The organism is Thalassoroseus sp. (assembly GCF_984380535.1).
The window spans coordinates 94,476-114,116 of record NZ_CFHRBF010000008.1 but is presented as its reverse complement, the minus strand read 5'-3'; the positions used below and the strand labels follow the sequence as shown (position 1 = coordinate 114,116).

Sequence of the window (19,641 nt, the reverse complement as noted above, 5' to 3'; positions counted from 1 at the left end):
AGAATGTTATAGCGTAAATGTCGAGCGATGTTGAGGATCCCCATGAGGGGGGCTCGATTTTGTTACCATCTGCGGTCAATCTTCCGTCAACGTAAACTCGGAGATTTCGCAGTGCGTATTCCAACTGGTAAGGAACAACCAATCGGTTCGAGGGACGGCGTACTCGTCCTGCATGCTCAGACGTGCTGGGTCACCTTGCCAATCGACAATTGTCTTCTCATCCGCTTTCAATAATACGGAATCTGGTCGAACGCGGACGATCAAATCGACGACTTGGTCCGCGGGCAATACGGTACCCCGATAGGTGGATTCATTGTCCTTGCACTTCTTACCGTCAAGCAAATTCAATCCCGTGAACGTGCCTCCATATCCATCGATTGCGAGCAATGTTTGCCGACCTGCAACAATCAATCCAATGCCGAAAGAATCGGCCCCAACGAGCCGACGGATTTTGAGATTTAACGTGTATGCTTTTGGTGGGGCATATGGGATTTGCAAACGGGCGTACGAATCACGATTCCATCTCAAGCCACCGCCTTCCCAAAACCAGATTCCTCGGACGGAGTCGGCACGAGGATCGAGAGTGTGTAATAGATCAATCTTGCCAGACCGATGAATCACTTGTGCCGACGTACGACGTCGTGGCGAGACCGCTGGGAGGGGACTCTTTCCGTTCCAAGGTCGAAACGCCTGAACGATTCCCTCGCGAGTCACATTGGTAGGCCAAGTGTCTCGTTGAACAACTTTGCCTTTTGGTGCAACATTCTGATGCAAGACAGTGATGTAGTCTGGACGGACGGTTTCGACGACGGCTGTATGATGATGGTAGGAACGAGAGAAACGATTCCCTTTCAGTTTCACCAACTCCAACTGAAGGATATCTCCCGGCATAATTGGTTCCTGGCCATCCATTTCCCGCCCCCACGTGTAAATCCCGGTTCTTTCGGCGTTGGCAGCTTGAAGAGCTTCTTTGGCCAGTGTTGCACAGATGCCATCTCCAACGGCGTCTCCGAGGTTTTTCTGACAAAACTTGACCACGTCTCGATTCCGTGAAGGCACATTTGCCTCCAAATTCGCATTGGCCAAGGAACATGTCGCCTGGGCTCGACTGATTGGTCCGTGCCCATTCGCTTGCCAAAGAGTGACGTCAATACGGACTGGATTAGCCGGCGTCACATAGACTCCGCACAACACGTCTCTTTCAGCAGTCTTGACTCGCTTAGCATCGCGGGACGTGAACAGGGATGAATCGCTACTGAGTGACTTTGTCGCCGGATGAGTCGCCGATCTTATCACATTGATTCGCCGGGTTTGCAAAGCAGCCGTCAACTCGACGGCAATAGCCTCATGAATCGGCCAGGGAACTGGCGTTTGACTGCGAGCAGCAACGACAACCGTTCGCCCTTTTAAATCCTCGGCAATTTTTTCCGCGAGTTTAGCGGCAATGGGTTCCAGGTGAGTGAACTCAGCGGACACACGGGCGGTTAGCGTCAGAAAAATTATCAACCCACACGAAATTTGGAATCGCAGCATCGAAAAAGCCTCGTGGAATGTGAAGCACAACGAGATAAATGCCCAATCAATCGTACAAAAATCCCGAAACAGTTTTGTTCAAAACGTCGGCCGACTCACGATCTTTATCCTATTGTTGATCACAAGCGAACTCAAACCGTGCCGGATGCATCGCTGATTCCCAACGAAAAAAGCCCCACGGTTTCCCGTGAGGCTTTGGCATGCTGCTTTCAGTCCGTGAACAGACTCTTAGTAGTTAGCTTGGTTCAAAATACCTTGACCGTATCGTTGGCCGTTCGAGGTCAACAGTTTGAGGTAGACGGTCGGGTCGATCGTGTCGGAGATGCCTTTTGCTGCGGCATCGGCGAAGGACACATGGACAATGTCTTGGTGACCTGAAGACGCAATCGCACCACCAACCGCAGAGTTAGGAGCGGAGTCTGCGAGCGTTGTACACCCGTTGTCGTTCAGGTTGGCTTTGCTCATGTCGTAGATTGGTGTCGATCCATTCAAGATGTCTTCCTGATAGGCCCCGAAGACCAATGCTTCCATCGTATTGATGTTCCAACCGTATGAAGCCAAACCAGGGTTAATGTTTTCTGCGATCAAGATTGTGCTGCCAGTTCCGTCACCTTGGTTGATGAAGTCGAAACTCATTCTGCGGTCACCAGTGCCGATACGTTGGAATGTCGCACCGGTCGAGTAGGCTTCCAAAGATCCCAGCATCGTTGTCGCAACCAGGTCACCCGGATCAAAGCCCCCTGGGCCAGTTGTGCCGGTTCCCAAGTAGCCACTGTTCAAACGATAGCTCAGGCCGTAGCTTTGTTGCCAAGAATTGAGGTCATCTGGGCAGGTGAAAACTTGCAGCCAGGTTTCGACAGGAGCGGTTCCAGTCGTTGCACCGGGAGTGAAAGGATTCAAAGTTGCTGTCGTAGCGGTCGTACCGATAGCAGCGGCATTCGTTCGCAATTGACGTTGAACAGCTTCGTTGTCGAGCTGACTCAAGATTTGAATTGGCCAACCGCTGATGTCTTGCTCGGCCTCAGTGCCTTGGGTCATGTCACGAACGTAAGGCAGGTTGCCGCCGTGGGAACTGGCGAAGTTCTGCAACGCCAAGCCCAGGTTGTGCAAGTTGTTCAGGCATTGGGTTCGTCGGGCGGCAGCACGTGCACTTTGCACCGCAGGGGCGATGAGCGAAATCAACGTAGCGATGATCGAAATCACCACCAGCAATTCGATCAAAGTGAATCCGCGACGGCGCGACGCGGTGCGATGGCGAGAAACGTTCATGATCATCCTTCTTTGGTTCAAACGAAAGGTCCGAGAGTGTGTACTAGAATAGGTTCTATTCGTGGCTGAGAGCGGTGCCATTTGATTGGTTTCGCGAGAAGTTTCGCCGCGAAATGATACGCCGACCTGCAGAGGTATCGGACGTCTCTGCTAGAAACGCATTCGGTCGGCGAGGATCAACAGCGATTCTCCCACAAAAACAGAAAATATCAAGAATTGTCTGAAAAACCGCGAAACAAAAAACAAACCCGCCGGTTCCGACCGACGGGTTTGTGCTGTCTAGGAAACTGTGGTTTTGGGGGGCTGTGTACAAAAAGTTAGTGGTTAGTTCTGGAAAACGTGTTGGTGGACAACTAGCGACTTGTAGTCGAATTCGACTGGGTTGTCGCTGGTGGCACGATCGCCCCAGAACGCGAACGTCGGGTTCGTGCCGCCATCGAAATTCTCTTCTGTCAATTTGCCGAACGCTTTGGAACGGTCAATCACAAAGAATCCGCGTTGTGACTTCGGCGTGGCAGCCGCATTCGGATCGAGTTGCCGACCGATCTTTTGCAACACGTAGCCGGCGGGTACAGTCGTTCCGGAATCCGGATCGACATCTCCCCCATCGATCTCCAATACTTCGAAGTAATCAATTTGCATGAACACAAAGAACGTGTTACTTCGCACCGTGGCGTTATTGAGAATCTTCGAATACAGCCGATACGGCGCGTATGCGTCGATATTGCTGCCAGGTTCGTTGTCGGTTCGCAGTTCGAACAATCGCCGAGTCGGGAATGTGTTGTTAACTGTCGTGCCAGGATCAGAGTCCCAAGCCTTTGGTAAATGCCGAAGTGCAGTGTGTTCGAGACTGAATTCAGCCCCTGCTGTCGTGAGCGACATCGGACGGAAGGGCATGGCGCCCGGTGCACCTGGTAGAATTCGGCCGGTGGTCCAGTCGTAGCGGACCGGGTTGGAGTCGGCTGCATTGACCGTACCGCTCCCATCGGTATCGATGAAGTTATAGCCACCGTCGCGTGACATCAGGAATTGCGTCCACCAATCGCGGCCGCTCTCATACGAGTCCGGCATATAGCTAGTTTGGGTTGCGAGATTGTTGTTCTTGATGTCTTGATAAGCAGTGAAGCTGAACGCATACGGATCATCGACCAGTCCCGCGAGTGATGCCGGGTAACGAATCGTGTTCAGGTTCATCATCCCCGGATCACGAATTTCGCCTTCGCGAGAGATCGGTGAGGGGCGTTCCAGGAATTCCAGCAAGCGGTACCAATAATTGTTGAGGCTATAGTCATCGTCGCCACCGCCATTATCATCGGCACCATTGGCCCCGTAACTATTCGAATCAAACGGCCTCAAGATTTTCGTGTTGCCGGCAAGCAGCGTGCCGGATGTCGTAGCATTCTCAGTTCGCAACGTTACATCTTCCGGCCCGAATAATGGAATGTTAAGTATCTCGCTCACCGAATGGTAATAACGATCGGACTGCATTTGCCACAGATTGTACTCTGCTTGGCGATTCGCGCGGCCAATCGAGTTCAGTCGGAATAGATTATTCGCGGCGTCTTTGTAATTTTGAAAGTTTGCCGCGTCGGCATAAGTCTCTGGTGTTCCATTGTGGTCGAGGTCAGCCTGTACAGAGTCACCTGTTGAAGCCACAATGGCCTCCGAGTGCGGTCGCCGATCCTGCCGGTCCAGTCGATCTAGTCGTTCCAAACTAATCACTGAGTTTTTGAGTATCTTCGCTTTGATGTTCCATCCATTCTTATCGTTCTGATCCAGTGCGAGGGCGGCTACACCACCGATGCCGTTTCGCGAGTTCGCCGGAGTGGCAGGAATGCTTGAAGGCTCGGTGTAGCCAGTCATTTGATGGACATCGACATCGATCCAAGGGTTATCGTCATCATACTGCGGGTCGGTCGTGTTGACGGTCCGTCCCAGGTGCAGTCGTCGACGCAACGTAAAGGTCAGCGTTGGCGTTCCTGTTTCGAAGTTGACATCGTCAAGGAACTGGCCAACCGATGTTGTCCCGTCGGAAAGCACCAATTCGTAGCGACTTGTATCAGTCACTAAGTCGATTTTACTGGTCGGTGTTGTCGCCGGAACAATGACTTCCATATCACTGTTCGGAGGGGCGGCAGCCATTCCCATGTTAGCCATCGCCGATGCCGCTTCGTCGTAATCTAAATCCGCCATGAATCGGCTATCGTCGACCTTCTGCCCGGTTCCCGTCGATCCCTCAGTCGAACCTGCTGACATGATCGTAAATGATTGAGCACCGCCGACTGCACCACCTGTTGGATTGTCGAGAAATGTAAACACGCGGGTATCAACTGGTGTGCTCAATGGCCCAACTTGCAACTCTATCTGCCACCGGTTGGCCAAATTGTTCAACGAATAAGGGGCAGCATTCAAGAGGTCGAGATACGTCCAGTAGAACCGGTAGAGTTCTTCGTGACGTGTCGCCAAGAGATCTTGATCCCCTAGGCCATCCATGTTGGTGTCAATTTCTTCCGTTCGAAATGCTAGACCTTCAACAATGGTCAATTCTTGGTTCTCGATACCATAGACGACACCGCGGTCCGTAGTTCCTTCTGGTGTTTCTCCAACGTCAAACGGGTCGTCATCAAGATCCCAGCCATCAGAAAGATCGCGGTCGAATTCGAACTTGTCGATTACGTTGTCTGGGTCGAGGCGATCGACAAAGTTAATGGCAAACTGAGCCATTTCGTTGAGCTGAACATCGTCATAGATTTCACGGAGATCGTCACCACCACCAGCTACTCCGTCGGGACCGTTGCTAGTAATCGCGTTGGAATTCGTTGTGACGTCGATTGTACTACCGCCGCCAAGCGTATAAAGCATGACGTAAATATCACGGGCAAGAAGTTGACGATCGTAGCGTGCCCAGGCTTCTCGATTCGCATTCGTCAAGGTATTGGGGCGTTCCCCTGGATCTGTGCCAGATGCAACTGGTGAAATCACGTTATTTCCAGGATCGCTGGCATGTGCTGTCAGTTCCCGGGTGTAAGCCACGCGTCGGTTGTCTTCAATGGCAGGTTGATTCGGGCCAACATACGAGCACGTTATACCGTTGAGTGCCAACGCACGTTGTTGACGCGGAAGAGGATCGCGTGACTTGTCACCTGCAACGGTTCGCAATGCTAAGCGGATCGCGAGTCGGAATGGTTCATTAGATGGATACCTACTTCCAGGAAATAACGGATTCCAGTCACCACGATCTGTTGGATCGAAACGTTGGGCTTGAGCCGTATTGAAGTAGGGCGGAAATTCATTGTCACCATCTCCGTTGATCGAAAACTCCCAGGCTCGATCTGTATTGGATAGCGTGCCTTCCGGAAAGCCAATGCCGAAGTTCTTCATATCCCAACTTAGAGTCGTGAAGCGTTTGCGAATTTCTTCGGCTTCGTCATGTTCGACGAAGTTGTAAGGCATTAGGTTGGCGGCACGAGCGGTGAGGTTGTCCGCATCAATGTCACCCGTGCTGGCTTGGAGGTAGGTCATATCCGAGATCGGCAGAATGTCGTCATCCGGACTTGCTGTTGGGTGATCGACATTGAGTTCAAAAGCTTCGTCAATTAGCTGGTTTGGGATTGGAACGTCGACACTGCCCATCAAGTTCCCACCAAAATAGGTCCGCCAACCAGCGAAACCTTGGGTAGTTTGGTAGTCGATAAAGCCAGGAAAACGACCGTCGAAACCAGTCGGCAACGCTGTGAGTGTTCTTCGTCCGCCAATTGCAGTCGTTATGTCGTACCCGCGTCCGCTGCCGAGAACATCAAGGGGCTGACGGAAGTTGTAGTATTGATTGTTAGCGGCAATCGGTTCGCCGAAGACTCGGTTGCCATTGTCATCGCCAAACGTGCGACCGGGTTTCGGGAATGTCGTGTCTTGGAACGGTCCCGTGCCGGTGGCGGTGGCGATCAAATATTGATCTTCGCCGTAGATTCCGGGGAACTCGTCAATCACGTCAGATCGTTCGCTGCCGTATTCGATTCGCCCGTGCCGAGCGAAAAACCATTCCATGTTGGCAATTTCCGTCTCAGTGGCGTGAATGCCGCTCGCATTGGCGTCGAAGTCTCGATCGAAGTAAAACGCATGTTGTTGTAGCTTGGCGATTTCAGTGCTGTAGTTGCTGTCTGACGGATTTGGAAGTGCCGCAGTCAGGCCCCACTGAGGATTCGTCTCGGTCGTAGTTGCTCCCAAGTTGGATCGGTGCAACATTTCTAACCGCGAAATATTACTCGGGTCGTTCAATTCTTTACCGACGAGAACATTGAGCGGCGTGTTCGGGTTCGGTGACCGTGCCAGCTGACCATTCCGAAAGCCTTCGACGTTTCCATGAGCCAACAAGTTCAATAACCCGTCTGCGTCGTAGATCGTGAAAGCAAACAATGGGATGTACCGTGTGTCGTTGCCGTCAGAGAGGGTTTGCACCGGGTAATCCAGGTCCAAATAGACGGCCTCGTTGATTCCATCGCCATCGGCATCAACGTCGTATGAGTAATAGGGAATGCTGCCTGGACCATGCGTAGCATCGGTAAATTCCCAGACGCCCTGAACCCCCACATTGGAATCCATAGGGTCTACGGTCCCTTTGAAGTCAAAAAGATCGGTTGCCGTGCTTCCGTCGTAGCGGGCGAACGGTTCAACCCCACTTGATGCGGCACGAAGGTATCGGTACCCAAGGACAGTTCCATCAGGAGCGATATGCATGTGCTCTCGGTGAGCACGCATGATGCGCTGAGCAGTATCTGTTCGACGATTTCGTTGGTCGTTTGGAATTGGCTGTACAGAACCAACGTTTTCCCTCAAATACTGCGGACGGTCGAATGAGGGAATGATTGTTCGTAACGGATTACCATTGCTATCAATGCCGTAGCCGTTGTAGGCCAGAAAGATGTTATTGAGATCGGGGTAGGTGTAGCCGGCATCGGGAGCGGCCATGGACCTGAAGTCTGGCAGTTCCGGTTCACTGCCCATCGCAGTTCCCGGATCAACAAACGTCAAACCCACTTGAGAGGAATCTGCAATTGCTGACGGTGAATCATTGAAATAGAACGGCGTATTGGATTCACTTGTTGATAGATCGAAGTCTTGGTCGATAATTTGTAATCCGTTTTGATCAACGGCCACGCGTGTTCCACGACCGGAGAACGGGTGAATGTCGCGACCGAAGGCGTTGGCCATCAGCGAATGACGCCCGCCCCATAGGGCGCTGTTAGGCAGGTCCGACGGACCGCCGTTGATGAGGCTGGCTAGTCCCCATTCGAAGATGTTTTTCGTTTCGACCGCAGAGGCTCCAACGCGTTCTGCAGCAGCGAAGAATTCCGCGTTGCTCTCCTCCTGACGGGAGAACGTATAGAACGCGAAACCCAGTAGCATGAGCAAGCCAAGCAAGCCCATGACCACAATCAGAACGGTTCCACGACGTTGGTCACCGCCGGGTGGAAGTGGGGGATTCGATCTTGGGTGGTGTCTGTGATGGTGCAGGCGTTTCATGTCGTCTCATCCTGGTAACGAGGCGCTGGCCGTGGCCCGAACCGGCTCTCGAAGTTGAATAGATGGAAATCCGTCGCACGCGAATGTTGCGTTAGTCTTGGTACTCGAACGAATCGAGAATACCACCTTCTGGCGTTAGCGATTGAACGATCGTCAATTCGCGGAGTTGGTCGCTGGAAATGTCGTGTAGCAAAATCTTGATCTGGATTGCTTTCAGCGGTTCAGGGTCACCCGACTCAACTGGCGGGAATCTTGTGGGAACCGTGTCGTTGTGTCGCAGTGGGAACGGCGGAATATCTTCACTTCCTGCATTCGTAAACGGCGACCAAGTGACAATCGAATCCGAAGCACTCGATCCGAGCGGATCGCTGAAATTGTATTCGGGATGCCAAGTGTCGAAGATGTTGTTATTGCCAGGGTTGTCCCCATAACCCGGACGATGGTTACCGAGATGCGGCTCACCACTGACGGTCTGTGCAAACCAACCATCCGAGGCGGCGTGCCCGATATCCGCGAAGACGGGAACACGATCCGACAACCCACTCGACCAGTTTTCGAAGACCCCATTTCGGTTGGCATCGTTTGCCAGATCGGCAGCGTTGGCCGGGTTAACAATCCCAGTCGGCGTGCCCTTCGGGTCTGTTTCCTGATAACGTTCATCAAGAACTTTGATATCGAACGAAAAAACATTCGTCATCAAGATGTCTTCCGCTCGACGCGTCCCACTGAAGTTGCTTGCGACTTCACGGTCTGGCCAGTTTACTGTGCCATTTTGCATGCCAAACGGGCCAGAGTTACTCATGGCGTTCGCACCGTTCGACCCAAGGGTCACTTGGTGCGGAAACACGAATCCGTTGTTTGAAGTTTCCTCGTGTGTATAACGCCCGATGAAAACCTGCGGCGGTGGAGAACTCCCCGAAGTCGTGTCGGGCAAAAACTCCTGCGGTTGACCCGTGAATGGGTCGAAACCAAATCGTGTCGGGGGTTTGCCGAACGGGAAGAAACCACGTAATGGTTCGTTGCTCAAATCGTCCGTACTGTGGAACTCCAAGCGTTGACTCGAAGTCGCCGGGTTGTAATAGACGGAAAAGTCGAAGTCACGCCAGAAGGCGGGGTTTTGCCCTGGGTTTAACGAGCCGACCGTATTGGCATACGAGAACGTTTCCCCTGCATTGCGATCGAAAAAGTCGATCTGCGGATTAGGCGGCATTGGTGCCGAAGAGCCAGTGTCAGGTGAGTTCGTCGGTTCGGCATCGTTCTTGTCCTCGTCACGAATGAGCATAACTCGTCGATACAAGATACCGTTTCGCAAGAAGTAGCAGACCTCGGCGTTCGGTGAGATCGCTGCTTGATCCTGGAGGATCCCGTTCGAGAAAACCGGTTGATTGAGGTCGGGCTCGTTGTCGCCATCGGTCAAAAACGTGACGCGATTTGCAGCGACGTCCGCCGCGGACAAGCTCCAACCGGCTCGCCCGTAGAAGGGGTCTTCATCTGACTTGGCTCGCATGGTGAATTGCAGCACGTCGTCGGAGTCGTTGTCAGGATCGTTTTCGGAAATGTAGAAGTACCCGACCCGCTGACTGGGAGCCGCATCGGGGTCATCATCACCGACACCCTCATTCGGCAACCAGGGCACGAGGTTCTGGAATGTACGACGTTTGAGGTCGTTCTTGATAATAGTCGTAAGCGTGCGGGCGCGTTGGTCGTTCTCAGCGAGACCTTTCATATCGACCATGGTTCCGGTGGCAATCTGAAAGATTTGCGCGAACAGGAACATGATCAACACGACGAGCGCCGCCGCAACCATCAACTCCACCAAAGTGAAGCCGGGGCGATGCGATTGATCGAATTGGCGGGCGGTTTTCATAGTGCACCGTCAGGAGTAAAATTGTATTCGTCGAGTCTGTTCAAAGACTGGATTTCACGGGGCTTTGTATGGGAAAACGTCGATCACGCCGCGTGGCAAAATTGCGTTGTCGGCAGTCGCTGGCAAAGCGGTTGGCAAGGCTTTCACCGGACGATTGAGTTGCAATGTTGCACCCGTCGCGGTTTCGCCGAGCACATTGATAATGCGATACCATTCGCCGTTTGCCGTACTGAAAATGAAGTTGCCGCGTTTGTAGTTTGGCTTCACGGTCGACCACGAGATGTTGACGACATCGTTGAGCGTCGTCACACCATCGGCGTTGGCCGCGGTGATGAAATCGGCTGCGTAGAGTCGTTCGTCATCGGGATCGAAGGACCGGTTGTAGAAGATCACCACGTCTGCCAGCGGCGTGCCATGTGGCGACTTCCGCACGGTCAGCATCCATGTGAATTGCAGTTGCTGAGTTTCCACGCGGACGCGGTCGATTGTGGCCGCGGTGATTGCCCCGCCAGCCCCAGGAATCGCCGGAGTAACTTTGATGGTTTTAGCCATATCATCGAAGTCCGCGATCCGCCGGGTAATCGCTTGTGCTCCTCCGTTTGGCTGAAATAGGAACAAGATGACGCGTGATGGCGGAGTCGCACCTGTCGTGATTACCGAGAAGTCGAGTTGGGTGGTGCTCGGAAATGTGAGAGTCGACGAATTCTCAGAGGGAGTGTTATTCCCGATGGCAGTCAGGACATCTTCACCGACTGTTTCCCAGCTATCAGGTAGGCCGACCAAGTCACGGGCGGCGTTCTCAGTTGGTGCCAGCGTGGACATGCCGTGAAACCGAGGGAATCCAGTTGCCCCCGATGGGCCATTGTTGCCGAAGGTCCCGATGATCGAGTTGCTCAAACTGTTGTTGTACGCCCAACCGAGGGGATCGACCATGTAGATCCCACGGTTCAACACCCCGTTACCATCGAAGTCTTCGCCTTGGTCGAGACGACCGTTGCCGTTGATATCTTCCGAGAAGTGTTCGAACGGGCCTTTGGATTCCGAGTCGTAGGGGGCACCGCTGAGGGAGTCACGATAGAAATCAGGATCGTTGAGGAACCGTTGATCCGCATGGATTTGGCTGTTCGCATTCATGCTGAGAATGGCGGCCCGTGTGAGTTGCGTAGCTCGCACGCTTTTCAGCACGGAAATCGGAAACATCGTAGCCACGGCGACCACACCGATTCCCATCGCCAGCAGAGAAATCAACACCTCCGTCAGCGTGGCCCCAGAACGGGAACCGCGAAAATCAGTCGGCATGTGTTGGGAAGAATGCATAGAAACTCTCATTGGGCCACCTGCCCGGTTTCGGCAAATTGAAATATGTCACTCGGATGCACGGGGTGCGAAGAGATGTGCCCAGTTCGTGTGAACAAGGTCACAATAAGTTCTTCACCCTCGCGGTTCGGATCGTCAACGTTGCCCAGCGTGACTTCTTTTTCAATGTCCGCCACATCTCGCAGCACGAGGTGAATCAAACCCGAAGCCGCCGCTGACCCAGTGACTGTGCCCCGAGGCGAAAACATGATGTCGTAAGGTTTTGACTTCCAAGCCGCCGGGTACTCGCTGATGTCACCATTCGCATTGGCAACATCAATTGCGATCCCCGTTCCCAAGTTCGCCGGTTCTTGATTGGGCATCACAGAAGGAGAAAGCTCCAACTCAAATGCAAACGGACCAAATTGGGAAAAGTGATTATCGTTGGACTGAGCCAATGAGGAATCACCAGGACTGGTTTTGCTGTTCCATGTGATCGCTTCGCTAGTGATCAACCGACCGCGAGTTGCTGAGGTGTCCGGTTTGATGTCGGCCACAAAGACAGTTTGTGGAATCGTAGAGCGATCCGCACCACGATAAACCTTCAGTTTTGCCCCGAGATGCAACAAGTCTTGTAAGACGAGGTTTGCAATCGTCACATTGGGAACGTCGAAGTCCAACCGGCCGACAGCCGGAAAATTTGAACCACCGTCGACCAACGGACTATCTGGTTTAGAGGGCGATTCATCGGCAGGCGACGGAGTGCTAGGATCATCACCTGTACCGAACGCGGTCAATGTGCCCGTGATTGGTTCGGTTCTCTTCACGAATACCATGCTGTTAACGGTCACGTGGGACGTCGAGCCTTGGGGGCCGTTGGGGTTGGCGAGGAACCGCACACCGATGGAGGTGTCGGGGTCGTTCCGGCCGGCTAGGATCGCTCGGTCACGAGCACCTTCCAGGTACGATTGAATCTGTCGCGCCGAAGAACGAATCCGATCGCTATCGGCAGCCACATTGTAAATGGATAGGCTCATGTAGGAGAGAATCAGCAAAATACTGATCACCACCAACATTTCCACTAGCGTGAAACCGCGTCTTGAGTTGTGTGGTTGAGTCCGTTGCATGAGTGTGATTCTCAAAAGATGTTTTCGACCGCGTGATCTAAGACTAGTTGCCACTGGCTTCGTTAGTACTTCCCTGTTCGGAGTTCACTCGAGCTGACTAGCAAACTCGGTGACACTCCGATTGTTCGTGACCCTAGTCGGTGCTGCCTTGGTAGTTTGTTAGGTTGTCGTAAATGTCTTCGTTTGCAACTCCACCGATGGGGTGTGCTAGTCGTCCGAGAGACGTATTCGGTTCTTCAATTCCTAGCACGCCATCAGGGCCTGCCGAGACAATTAGCGGAATATGGTAGGTGCCATGCGTATGAAAGTTGCCTTCATAAGATGAGACTGCCGCGTCGACATCCGTGCTGCCGTAGGCCGAGAAGTAAGCATTGACGTATGTGTTCAGAAATCCGTTGCCGGGGTCATCTGGATCGACGGCTAATTCGCGACCGGCTAGTGACGGGAACGCGGCGGTAATTAACGATTGATTCAATGGGTTCAGCTCGTCGGTTGTGGCATTCCAACCATCGGGACGTAGTAATCGTGTTGGCGTGCCATAGAATCGCAGCGGGTTTCCCCAGCCATCAACGATTTCCATTTTTCCATTGCCATTGGTGTCTTTGAGTTCGCTATCGCGGAACAAGTCGGCTGCACTTGAGGCTTCACCGAACGCGGTCCCTTGCGTCAGCGAGAAAAACAACAGTTCGGAACTCTCGACCGCAGCGGACCAATCCGAGGCACCCCGATATGCCGCAACATTGGCATGTCCGGTACCGGTAAGGAACACCGTTCGTCCTGATGTCGGAAGGTCTTCCAAGCGTGTCGGAATGAGTGCCCGTGTCTGTAATTTTCGAAATGCGATCGGCCCACCGACGACGAATCCGGCACTCGAATCTAGAGTGACTGAGAAGTTCTTCGAACGCTTTCGCATTTCGGCTTGGGTTTCTAACGCGATGTCCAAACCGCGGATGCGTTCCATGACCACCCCGTGCACTTTTTGAATGGTGGCGAGGGTGGCGGCTTCCTTAGACGCACCGATCATGTTGCCGATGACAAAGCCGGAAACCGTAATTAGAAAACCAATGATCCCAATGACCATCAAGAGTTCCACCAAAGTAAACCCGACCGGTTGTTGGCGTCGATTGCGATGAGTTCGCATGAGAGTTCCATTTCTATGCAGTTGTGCGGTCGTGTGTGAACTTGATTAGTCAGCAAGCATGCCTTGATGGAAATTCGTGATGTTGTCACGATCGCCGCGACGAGATGAAGGCTCAGCATCGTAGCCGAGTTTGGCACTCGCAGTTTCCGGGTCATAAGTCCCGCCGGCACCATAGTCGCCATCAAACCCGGGTGAGACGATTTGATATGTCTCGGGTTTGAAAGGTAGGCCCGGGTCAAGCACCATGTTGCCGTTGGCATCTTCACCGGAATCCAACACATTATTAAGGTTGTCGTCTTCGCCAGGCGCTCGATACGGCGACGAACCTGCTGGGTAACCACGACCGTTGTTTGCACTTAGGAAACCATAGGGAGCGGTTTGATTCGGCAGCGGATCGACATACTCCGGAAAGCCATTGCTACCCGCGCTGGCACCGGCGTAAACGTCTACAAGGCGAGTCGTATCAAATTCGGTGAAAGGCCCGATCCGACTGCTGCCGGCGGTCGCAAACGGGTTTGCAGGGTTCTTTGAAAACCCATTCATCGCGAACACGGTGCTGCCACTGGTGGTGTCACGAATCGGAAGACCGCCGAGGAAGAACACGAGACATTCGTTGCCGTTTAATAAAATGCTATCTGTCGCGTCACCATCACCATTGAGATCACGAGCAGCGGTAAAGTCGAAGTTCGGGAACATGCGGCGAATTAAGGCTCGGCTTTCTGAGTCACCGCTCCAGCCCGTCGCTGCTTCATGAAGTGTGATTGTGCTTGGCGGGTAAAACCCATACTTGGCATTGAAGTTCGCAAGACCACTCTCAAGGGATTTGATCTCATTCACCACCGCCGACACCCGAGCGTTTTTCTGAGCGCTGCTGATCGCTGGCAAAATCAACGACATCAGAATCGCCAGGATGACGATGACGATGAGTAGTTCGATCAGGGTGAAACCGGCGGTTCGCTGTGGGGGGCGGGTGTTGGCCGGGTGAGAGTTGGTTTTCATGGTTGGAAACTCCTTGGGTATCTCAATATCTGCCGGCACGAGGGGCGAACCGGGGGCGTGGGTTTTTTACGCTGGGCAACAAAATGTTGGTGTGGAACCCGCCCGGCGACGGAATACCGCCGGGCATGGAGGGTTCAGATCAGACACGATTTAAGACAGGTCGTTCAGCAGTTTCACCAAAGGCATAAACAATGCGATGACGATGAAACCGACGATCAGACCCAGCACGACGACCATCAACGGTTCGAGCAAGTTGATCAAACCTTCGACCAACACCGACACTTCTTCGTCGTACACATCGGCGACTTTGTAGAGCATCTCGTCGAGTGCCCCGGTTTCTTCACCCACGTCGACCATGTTGACAACCATGTCGTCCACGATTCGTGTTTCCCGAAGCGGAACCGCCATCGATTCCCCTTCACGAATAGCTGCATAAATTTGGTCGAACGCTTTCTTGAACACCGCGTTCCCCGCCGTATCGCGGGCAATAATCAGGGCCTCCAAAATCGGCACCCCGGAGGCAATCAATGTTCCGAGCGTTCGGGATATTCGCGCGATGATCGACTTCCTAACAATCGGCCCCAATAACGGCATCCTGAGCATCAGCCAGTCGACCGCAAACGCCCCTGTTTTGTTCTTCTTGATGATCTTGATCATTAACCAGATCCCGATGGGGATGGCCGGGATCAGGTAGAAGTAATTCACGACCCAGTCGCTCATGCCGATGAGCGTTTTGGTCATGCCGGGCAGTTCGGTGTTGAAGTCTTCGAAGATCTTTTTGAACTTCGGAATGATGTAGTACATGATGAAGCCGACGATCAACGTGGCGACCGTGATGACCGCACACGGATAGATCATGGCCCCTTTGACCTTCCGCTTCAAACTTTGGGCCCGTTCTTTGAACTCGGCGAGTCGCCGGAGAATCACTTCGAGTGCCCCACCGGCTTCCCCGGCTTTCACCATGTTGACATACAAATTGTCGAAGGCTTTGGGGTGTCGAGCCATCGCTTCGGACAGCGTGTTCCCGCCTTCGATGTCTTCGATGATTTCACTCAGTGCGTTCTTGAGTGGGCCCGGTTTGGCTTGGCCTTCGAGAATTCGCAGGGATCGCAGAATCGGCAGACCGGCGTCTTGCAGTGTCGAGAGTTGCCGAGTGAACGTACAGAGTTTCTTCTGGCTCACCCCGCCAATCGAGAACCCACCGCCCTTTTTCTTTTTTCGGGTGGGCTGCTGCTTGGTTTCTTTACCAGTCTTCTTTTTCTTCTGCTTCTTCGAGCGTTCTTGGATCTTCGTAACGAAGAAGCCCTTCTCGCGAATCTTAGACTGGGCTTCGTTCTCGTCCGCCGCCTCGATCGTCTCTTTGATCTCGAGGCCGGTATTGTCCATGGCCTCATATTGATAGACTGGCATGAGCGTTGTCCGTGGTTAGTGGTCCGTCTTCCGTTGTAGATTGCCAAACCGCCGATCCCGACCGGCGGGTCGTGGGGCCTGGTGTTATTCGATATCTTCCATCACGGTTTCGCGAACGATCTCGTCGATCGTTGTGACACCGTCGAAAATCAGTTTTAAGCCGGCTTCCCGCAGGGTTGTCATGCCTTGCGAACGAGCCACGTTTCGCATCTCGTCGACCGAAGCGTCCGCACCGATCATGTCGCGGATTTCATCGGTGATCTCCATGAGTTCGTAAATCCCGGTTCGGCCTTTGTAACCCGTGTTGTTGCACCGGCCGCAGCCTTTGCCGTAATAGAATTTGTATTTTCGGGCGCGTTCGATCGGCAGTTGAAGTTCCATGAGGAGTTCATCACTGGGATCGAACCGCGTGCGGCATTCGGTGCAAATTCGACGAACAAGTCGTTGAGCCTGAATCGCTTCCAACGCCGCTGTAATCAGGAACGATGGCACACCCATATCGAGCAATCGCGTGATCGCCGACGGGGCGTCGTTGGTGTGCAACGTGCTAAACACACGGTGCCCGGTAAGAGCGGCTTGCACCGCGATTTCCGCAGTTTCGTGGTCCCGAATCTCACCGACGAGAATCGTATCCGGATCGTGTCGCAGGAAGGCACGCAACACGTTCGCGAAGGTCACGTCGATGTCTGGATTGACGGGCACTTGAATCAGGCCGTCGATGTCGTATTCGATCGGGTCTTCCGCGGTGAGGAGTTTGTCCTCGATGGTATTAAGTTCGTTTAAAGCGGAATACAGAGTCGTCGTTTTGCCCGAACCCGTTGGTCCGGTCACGAGGATAATTCCGTTGGGACGTTTAATAAAGTCGCGAAACCGGGATAGCGTGCCGGCGTCCATCCCGATTTTGTTGAGGTCGAGTTGCACGACGGTTTTATCCAGCACCCGCATAACGACGGACTCGCCGAACAATGTCGGCAACACGCTGACCCGCAAGTCGACCGAGTTGCCACCGACGTTGAGTTCAATCCGCCCGTCCTGTGGCAGACGACGTTCGGCGATATCCAAGTCGCTCATGACTTTGATCCGCGAGACAATCGCGTTCGCCATGTGTCGCGGCGGTGGAACCATTTCATACAGCACGCCGTCGGCTTTCACACGAATCTTGAATTCCTCTTCGAACGGTTCGAAGTGAATGTCGCTGGCTTGGTCCCGAATCGCGAGCAGCAACACCATGTTGAGCAGCTTGCGAATTGGTCCGCTGTCGCCGTCGTCTTCCAGGCTGTAGCCTTTGGATTCGTCGTCTTCGTCGTAGTCTTCTTCCAAGCTGCTGACGACATCAGCGATGCTGTCTTGATGGTCGGCATAATATTCGGCGATGGCGGCTTCGACGTCTTTGGCTGTCGAGATCGTCCCGCGAACGTCGTAACCAAGGAAGTTCCGCAAGTCGTCGAGGGCCCCCACGTTTTGCGGTTCCGCCATCGCGACTGTAAGCACACCGTCTTTAAGCGAGATCGGCATGATGTGATAAATCTCGGCCATTGTCTGCGGGACGACTTCCAGCACTTTCGGCGGGATGTTCGTCTCGGGCAGATTGACAACGCTCATGCCCCATTGTTCGGCGAGAGCCTCGGTCACTTGGGCATCGGTCACAAGACCCATGCGGATCGCAACTTGGCCGATGACCTCACCGGGACTTTGTTTCTGTTCTTCCAGAACATCCCAGAGTTGGTCTTCCGAGAGATAGCCAAGATCGACCAGGATTTGCCCAAGCTTACGCTGCGCCATGGAAACGCTCTTTGTTAGACTTCAGTTGTTGACTGTTGATATATCGTGAGTCGAATCGTCGAGGCTGCCGGTCCAGAATCGGATGCATGATGCCCAGCCTCAATTGTCGTCGCAACGTTCGCCCCGAATCTTCATCAAGAATTGATTCGACTCTGCAGGCGAACGGTTCGTCATGCTTCAGTTCTAAACGTGCTTTGAATCAGATCATCAACTCAAAGCACTTGTTAGAACGGGTTTCGTTGTCGTGGTTATTGTTTTGTCGAAGTTGGAGAACGAAGACCTTCTCGCTTACTATTCCTAGGCACAAGAGGCCTTGGTGGGTTTAGTCCTCGTCTTCGTCTTCATCATCCCATTCGTCGTCGTCATCTTCTTCTTCAGCTTCCTCGTCGAACATGCCACGTTTGGCTCGTTCGATGCGAACTTTCAGTTCACCGGGATTGTTCGATTTGTACATCACGTCTTTTTCCTCGCACAAACCGTCTTTCCAGAGGTTGTACAAGGCATCGTCGAGAAGTTGCATGCCGAACTTCCGTCCGGTTTGGATCGACGAGTTGATCCGGAAGGTCTTTCCTTCACGAATCAGGTTCGCAATCGCCGGCGTCACGACGAGAAGTTCATATGCAGCGACCAAGCCTTTCGGAATCCGTGGCAACAAAGCCTGGCTCAAAATCCCGATGATCGCCGTCGAAAGTTGGGTTCGAATCTGTTCTTGTTGGTTGGTCGGAAACACGTCGATGATCCGGTCGACGGTCCCTTGAGCACCGGTCGTGTGCAGTGTGCCGAACACAACGTGCCCGGTTTCCGCGGCGGTGATGGCTGCGGAAATGGTTTCCAAGTCCCGCATTTCCCCCACGAGAATCACGTCCGGGTCCATCCGCAACGCCCGTCGCAGTGCTTCCGGGAACGTCGGCACATCGACACCAATCTCACGTTGATTGAATGTGCTCGATTTGTGATCGTGGTAGTACTCGATCGGGTCTTCGAGTGTGATGATATGGTGATCGAGGTTGTGGTTCATCCAGTTGAGCATACTCGCCAAACTGGTCGTCTTGCCGGAACCCGTCGGCCCGGTCACGAGAAACAAACCCCGTGGTCGTTGAATCAAATCTTCGATCACCGGTGGCAAACCGAGTTGTTCGAAGGTGAGGAAGTCCGTTGGAATCCGCCGAAGCACCATGCCGATCATGCCGCGTTGCTTGAACACGGCGACACGAAATCGAGCTTTGTCACCGAAGGCAAACCCGAAGTCGGTCCCACCGACCTCTTGAAGTTCCTGTTGGTTTCGTTCTGGCGTAATACTTTTCATCAACGCGGTGCAGTCTTCAGCATCGAGCGATTTCGTCTCGAGCCGCACCATTCGCCCCCCCAACCGCACAACCGGCGGCTGCCCGGCAGTGATGTGCAAGTCGCTCACGCGTTCTTTCACCACCGTTTCGAGAAGCTTGTCAATTTGGATTGTTGCCATACGTGTTTTTCCTCGATAGTGCCCTCATTGTGGGGCGATTTTCGAACAATCTCAAATAAATGTCGTTTTTCGGTTGGTCTGATCAGTTTTCGTGTTGACCTCTTCTCGGTCATCGGCACCGGATAGCAATTCACTTACTAACGTCTTTTCACCACGATTCGAAACAATCGGTTGACGAGATTTGAGGTGTTGCATTTTGCAACAGAATCGATGGCGGTCGCCAGAAGTTCGT

11 protein-coding genes are annotated in these 19,641 nt (G+C 53.3%); all 11 read right to left on the bottom strand.

Annotated elements, in window-relative coordinates:
* Positions 1–75: 75 nt before the first annotated feature.
* The 11 genes from AC5DDB_RS12590 to AC5DDB_RS12540 all read right to left on the bottom strand — a co-directional run bounded on the left by AC5DDB_RS12590 (position 76) and on the right by AC5DDB_RS12540 (position 19,409).
* Positions 76–1,533 (bottom strand): hypothetical protein, encoded by a 1,458-nt coding sequence (locus AC5DDB_RS12590; RefSeq protein ID WP_491740078.1) that lies wholly within the window; start codon positions 1,531–1,533, stop codon positions 76–78.
* 228 nt (positions 1,534–1,761) lie between these two features.
* Entirely contained in the window at positions 1,762–2,802 is a 1,041-nt protein-coding gene (locus AC5DDB_RS12585) for a DUF1559 family PulG-like putative transporter (protein WP_491740077.1), read from the bottom strand.
* A gap of 324 nt (positions 2,803–3,126) precedes the next feature.
* Positions 3,127–8,322, bottom strand: coding sequence for a hypothetical protein (locus tag AC5DDB_RS12580; protein ID WP_491740076.1), 5,196 nt, complete (start codon positions 8,320–8,322; stop codon positions 3,127–3,129).
* 91 nt (positions 8,323–8,413) lie between these two features.
* The gene (locus tag AC5DDB_RS12575) at positions 8,414–10,189 is read right to left on the bottom strand and encodes a PulJ/GspJ family protein (RefSeq protein WP_491740075.1); all 1,776 of its coding nucleotides are present in this window, start codon (positions 10,187–10,189) and stop codon (positions 8,414–8,416) included.
* 54 nt (positions 10,190–10,243) lie between these two features.
* Positions 10,244–11,506 carry a type IV pilus modification PilV family protein gene (locus tag AC5DDB_RS12570; protein WP_491740074.1) on the bottom strand — a complete coding sequence of 421 codons (1,263 nt, stop codon included), beginning with the start codon at positions 11,504–11,506 and terminating at the stop codon, positions 10,244–10,246.
* Positions 11,507–11,514: 8 nt separating this feature from the next.
* A complete protein-coding gene (locus tag AC5DDB_RS12565; RefSeq protein WP_491740073.1) occupies positions 11,515–12,612 on the bottom strand; it encodes a pilus assembly FimT family protein in 1,098 nt (365 codons plus the stop codon).
* 133 nt (positions 12,613–12,745) lie between these two features.
* Positions 12,746–13,753: a type II secretion system protein gene (locus AC5DDB_RS12560; protein WP_491740072.1), complete on the bottom strand. Its 1,008-nt coding sequence runs from the start codon at positions 13,751–13,753 to the stop codon at positions 12,746–12,748.
* A gap of 45 nt (positions 13,754–13,798) precedes the next feature.
* On the bottom strand, positions 13,799–14,752 hold the full coding sequence (locus tag AC5DDB_RS12555) for a type II secretion system protein (RefSeq protein WP_491740071.1): 954 nt from the start codon (positions 14,750–14,752) through the stop codon (positions 13,799–13,801).
* A gap of 150 nt (positions 14,753–14,902) precedes the next feature.
* The gene (locus tag AC5DDB_RS12550) at positions 14,903–16,162 is read right to left on the bottom strand and encodes a type II secretion system F family protein (protein WP_491740070.1); all 1,260 of its coding nucleotides are present in this window, start codon (positions 16,160–16,162) and stop codon (positions 14,903–14,905) included.
* Positions 16,163–16,246: 84 nt separating this feature from the next.
* Positions 16,247–17,944 (bottom strand): GspE/PulE family protein, encoded by a 1,698-nt coding sequence (locus AC5DDB_RS12545; protein WP_491740069.1) that lies wholly within the window; start codon positions 17,942–17,944, stop codon positions 16,247–16,249.
* A gap of 322 nt (positions 17,945–18,266) precedes the next feature.
* A complete protein-coding gene (locus tag AC5DDB_RS12540) occupies positions 18,267–19,409 on the bottom strand; it encodes a type IV pilus twitching motility protein PilT (protein WP_491740068.1) in 1,143 nt (380 codons plus the stop codon).
* Positions 19,410–19,641: the final 232 nt, after the last annotated feature.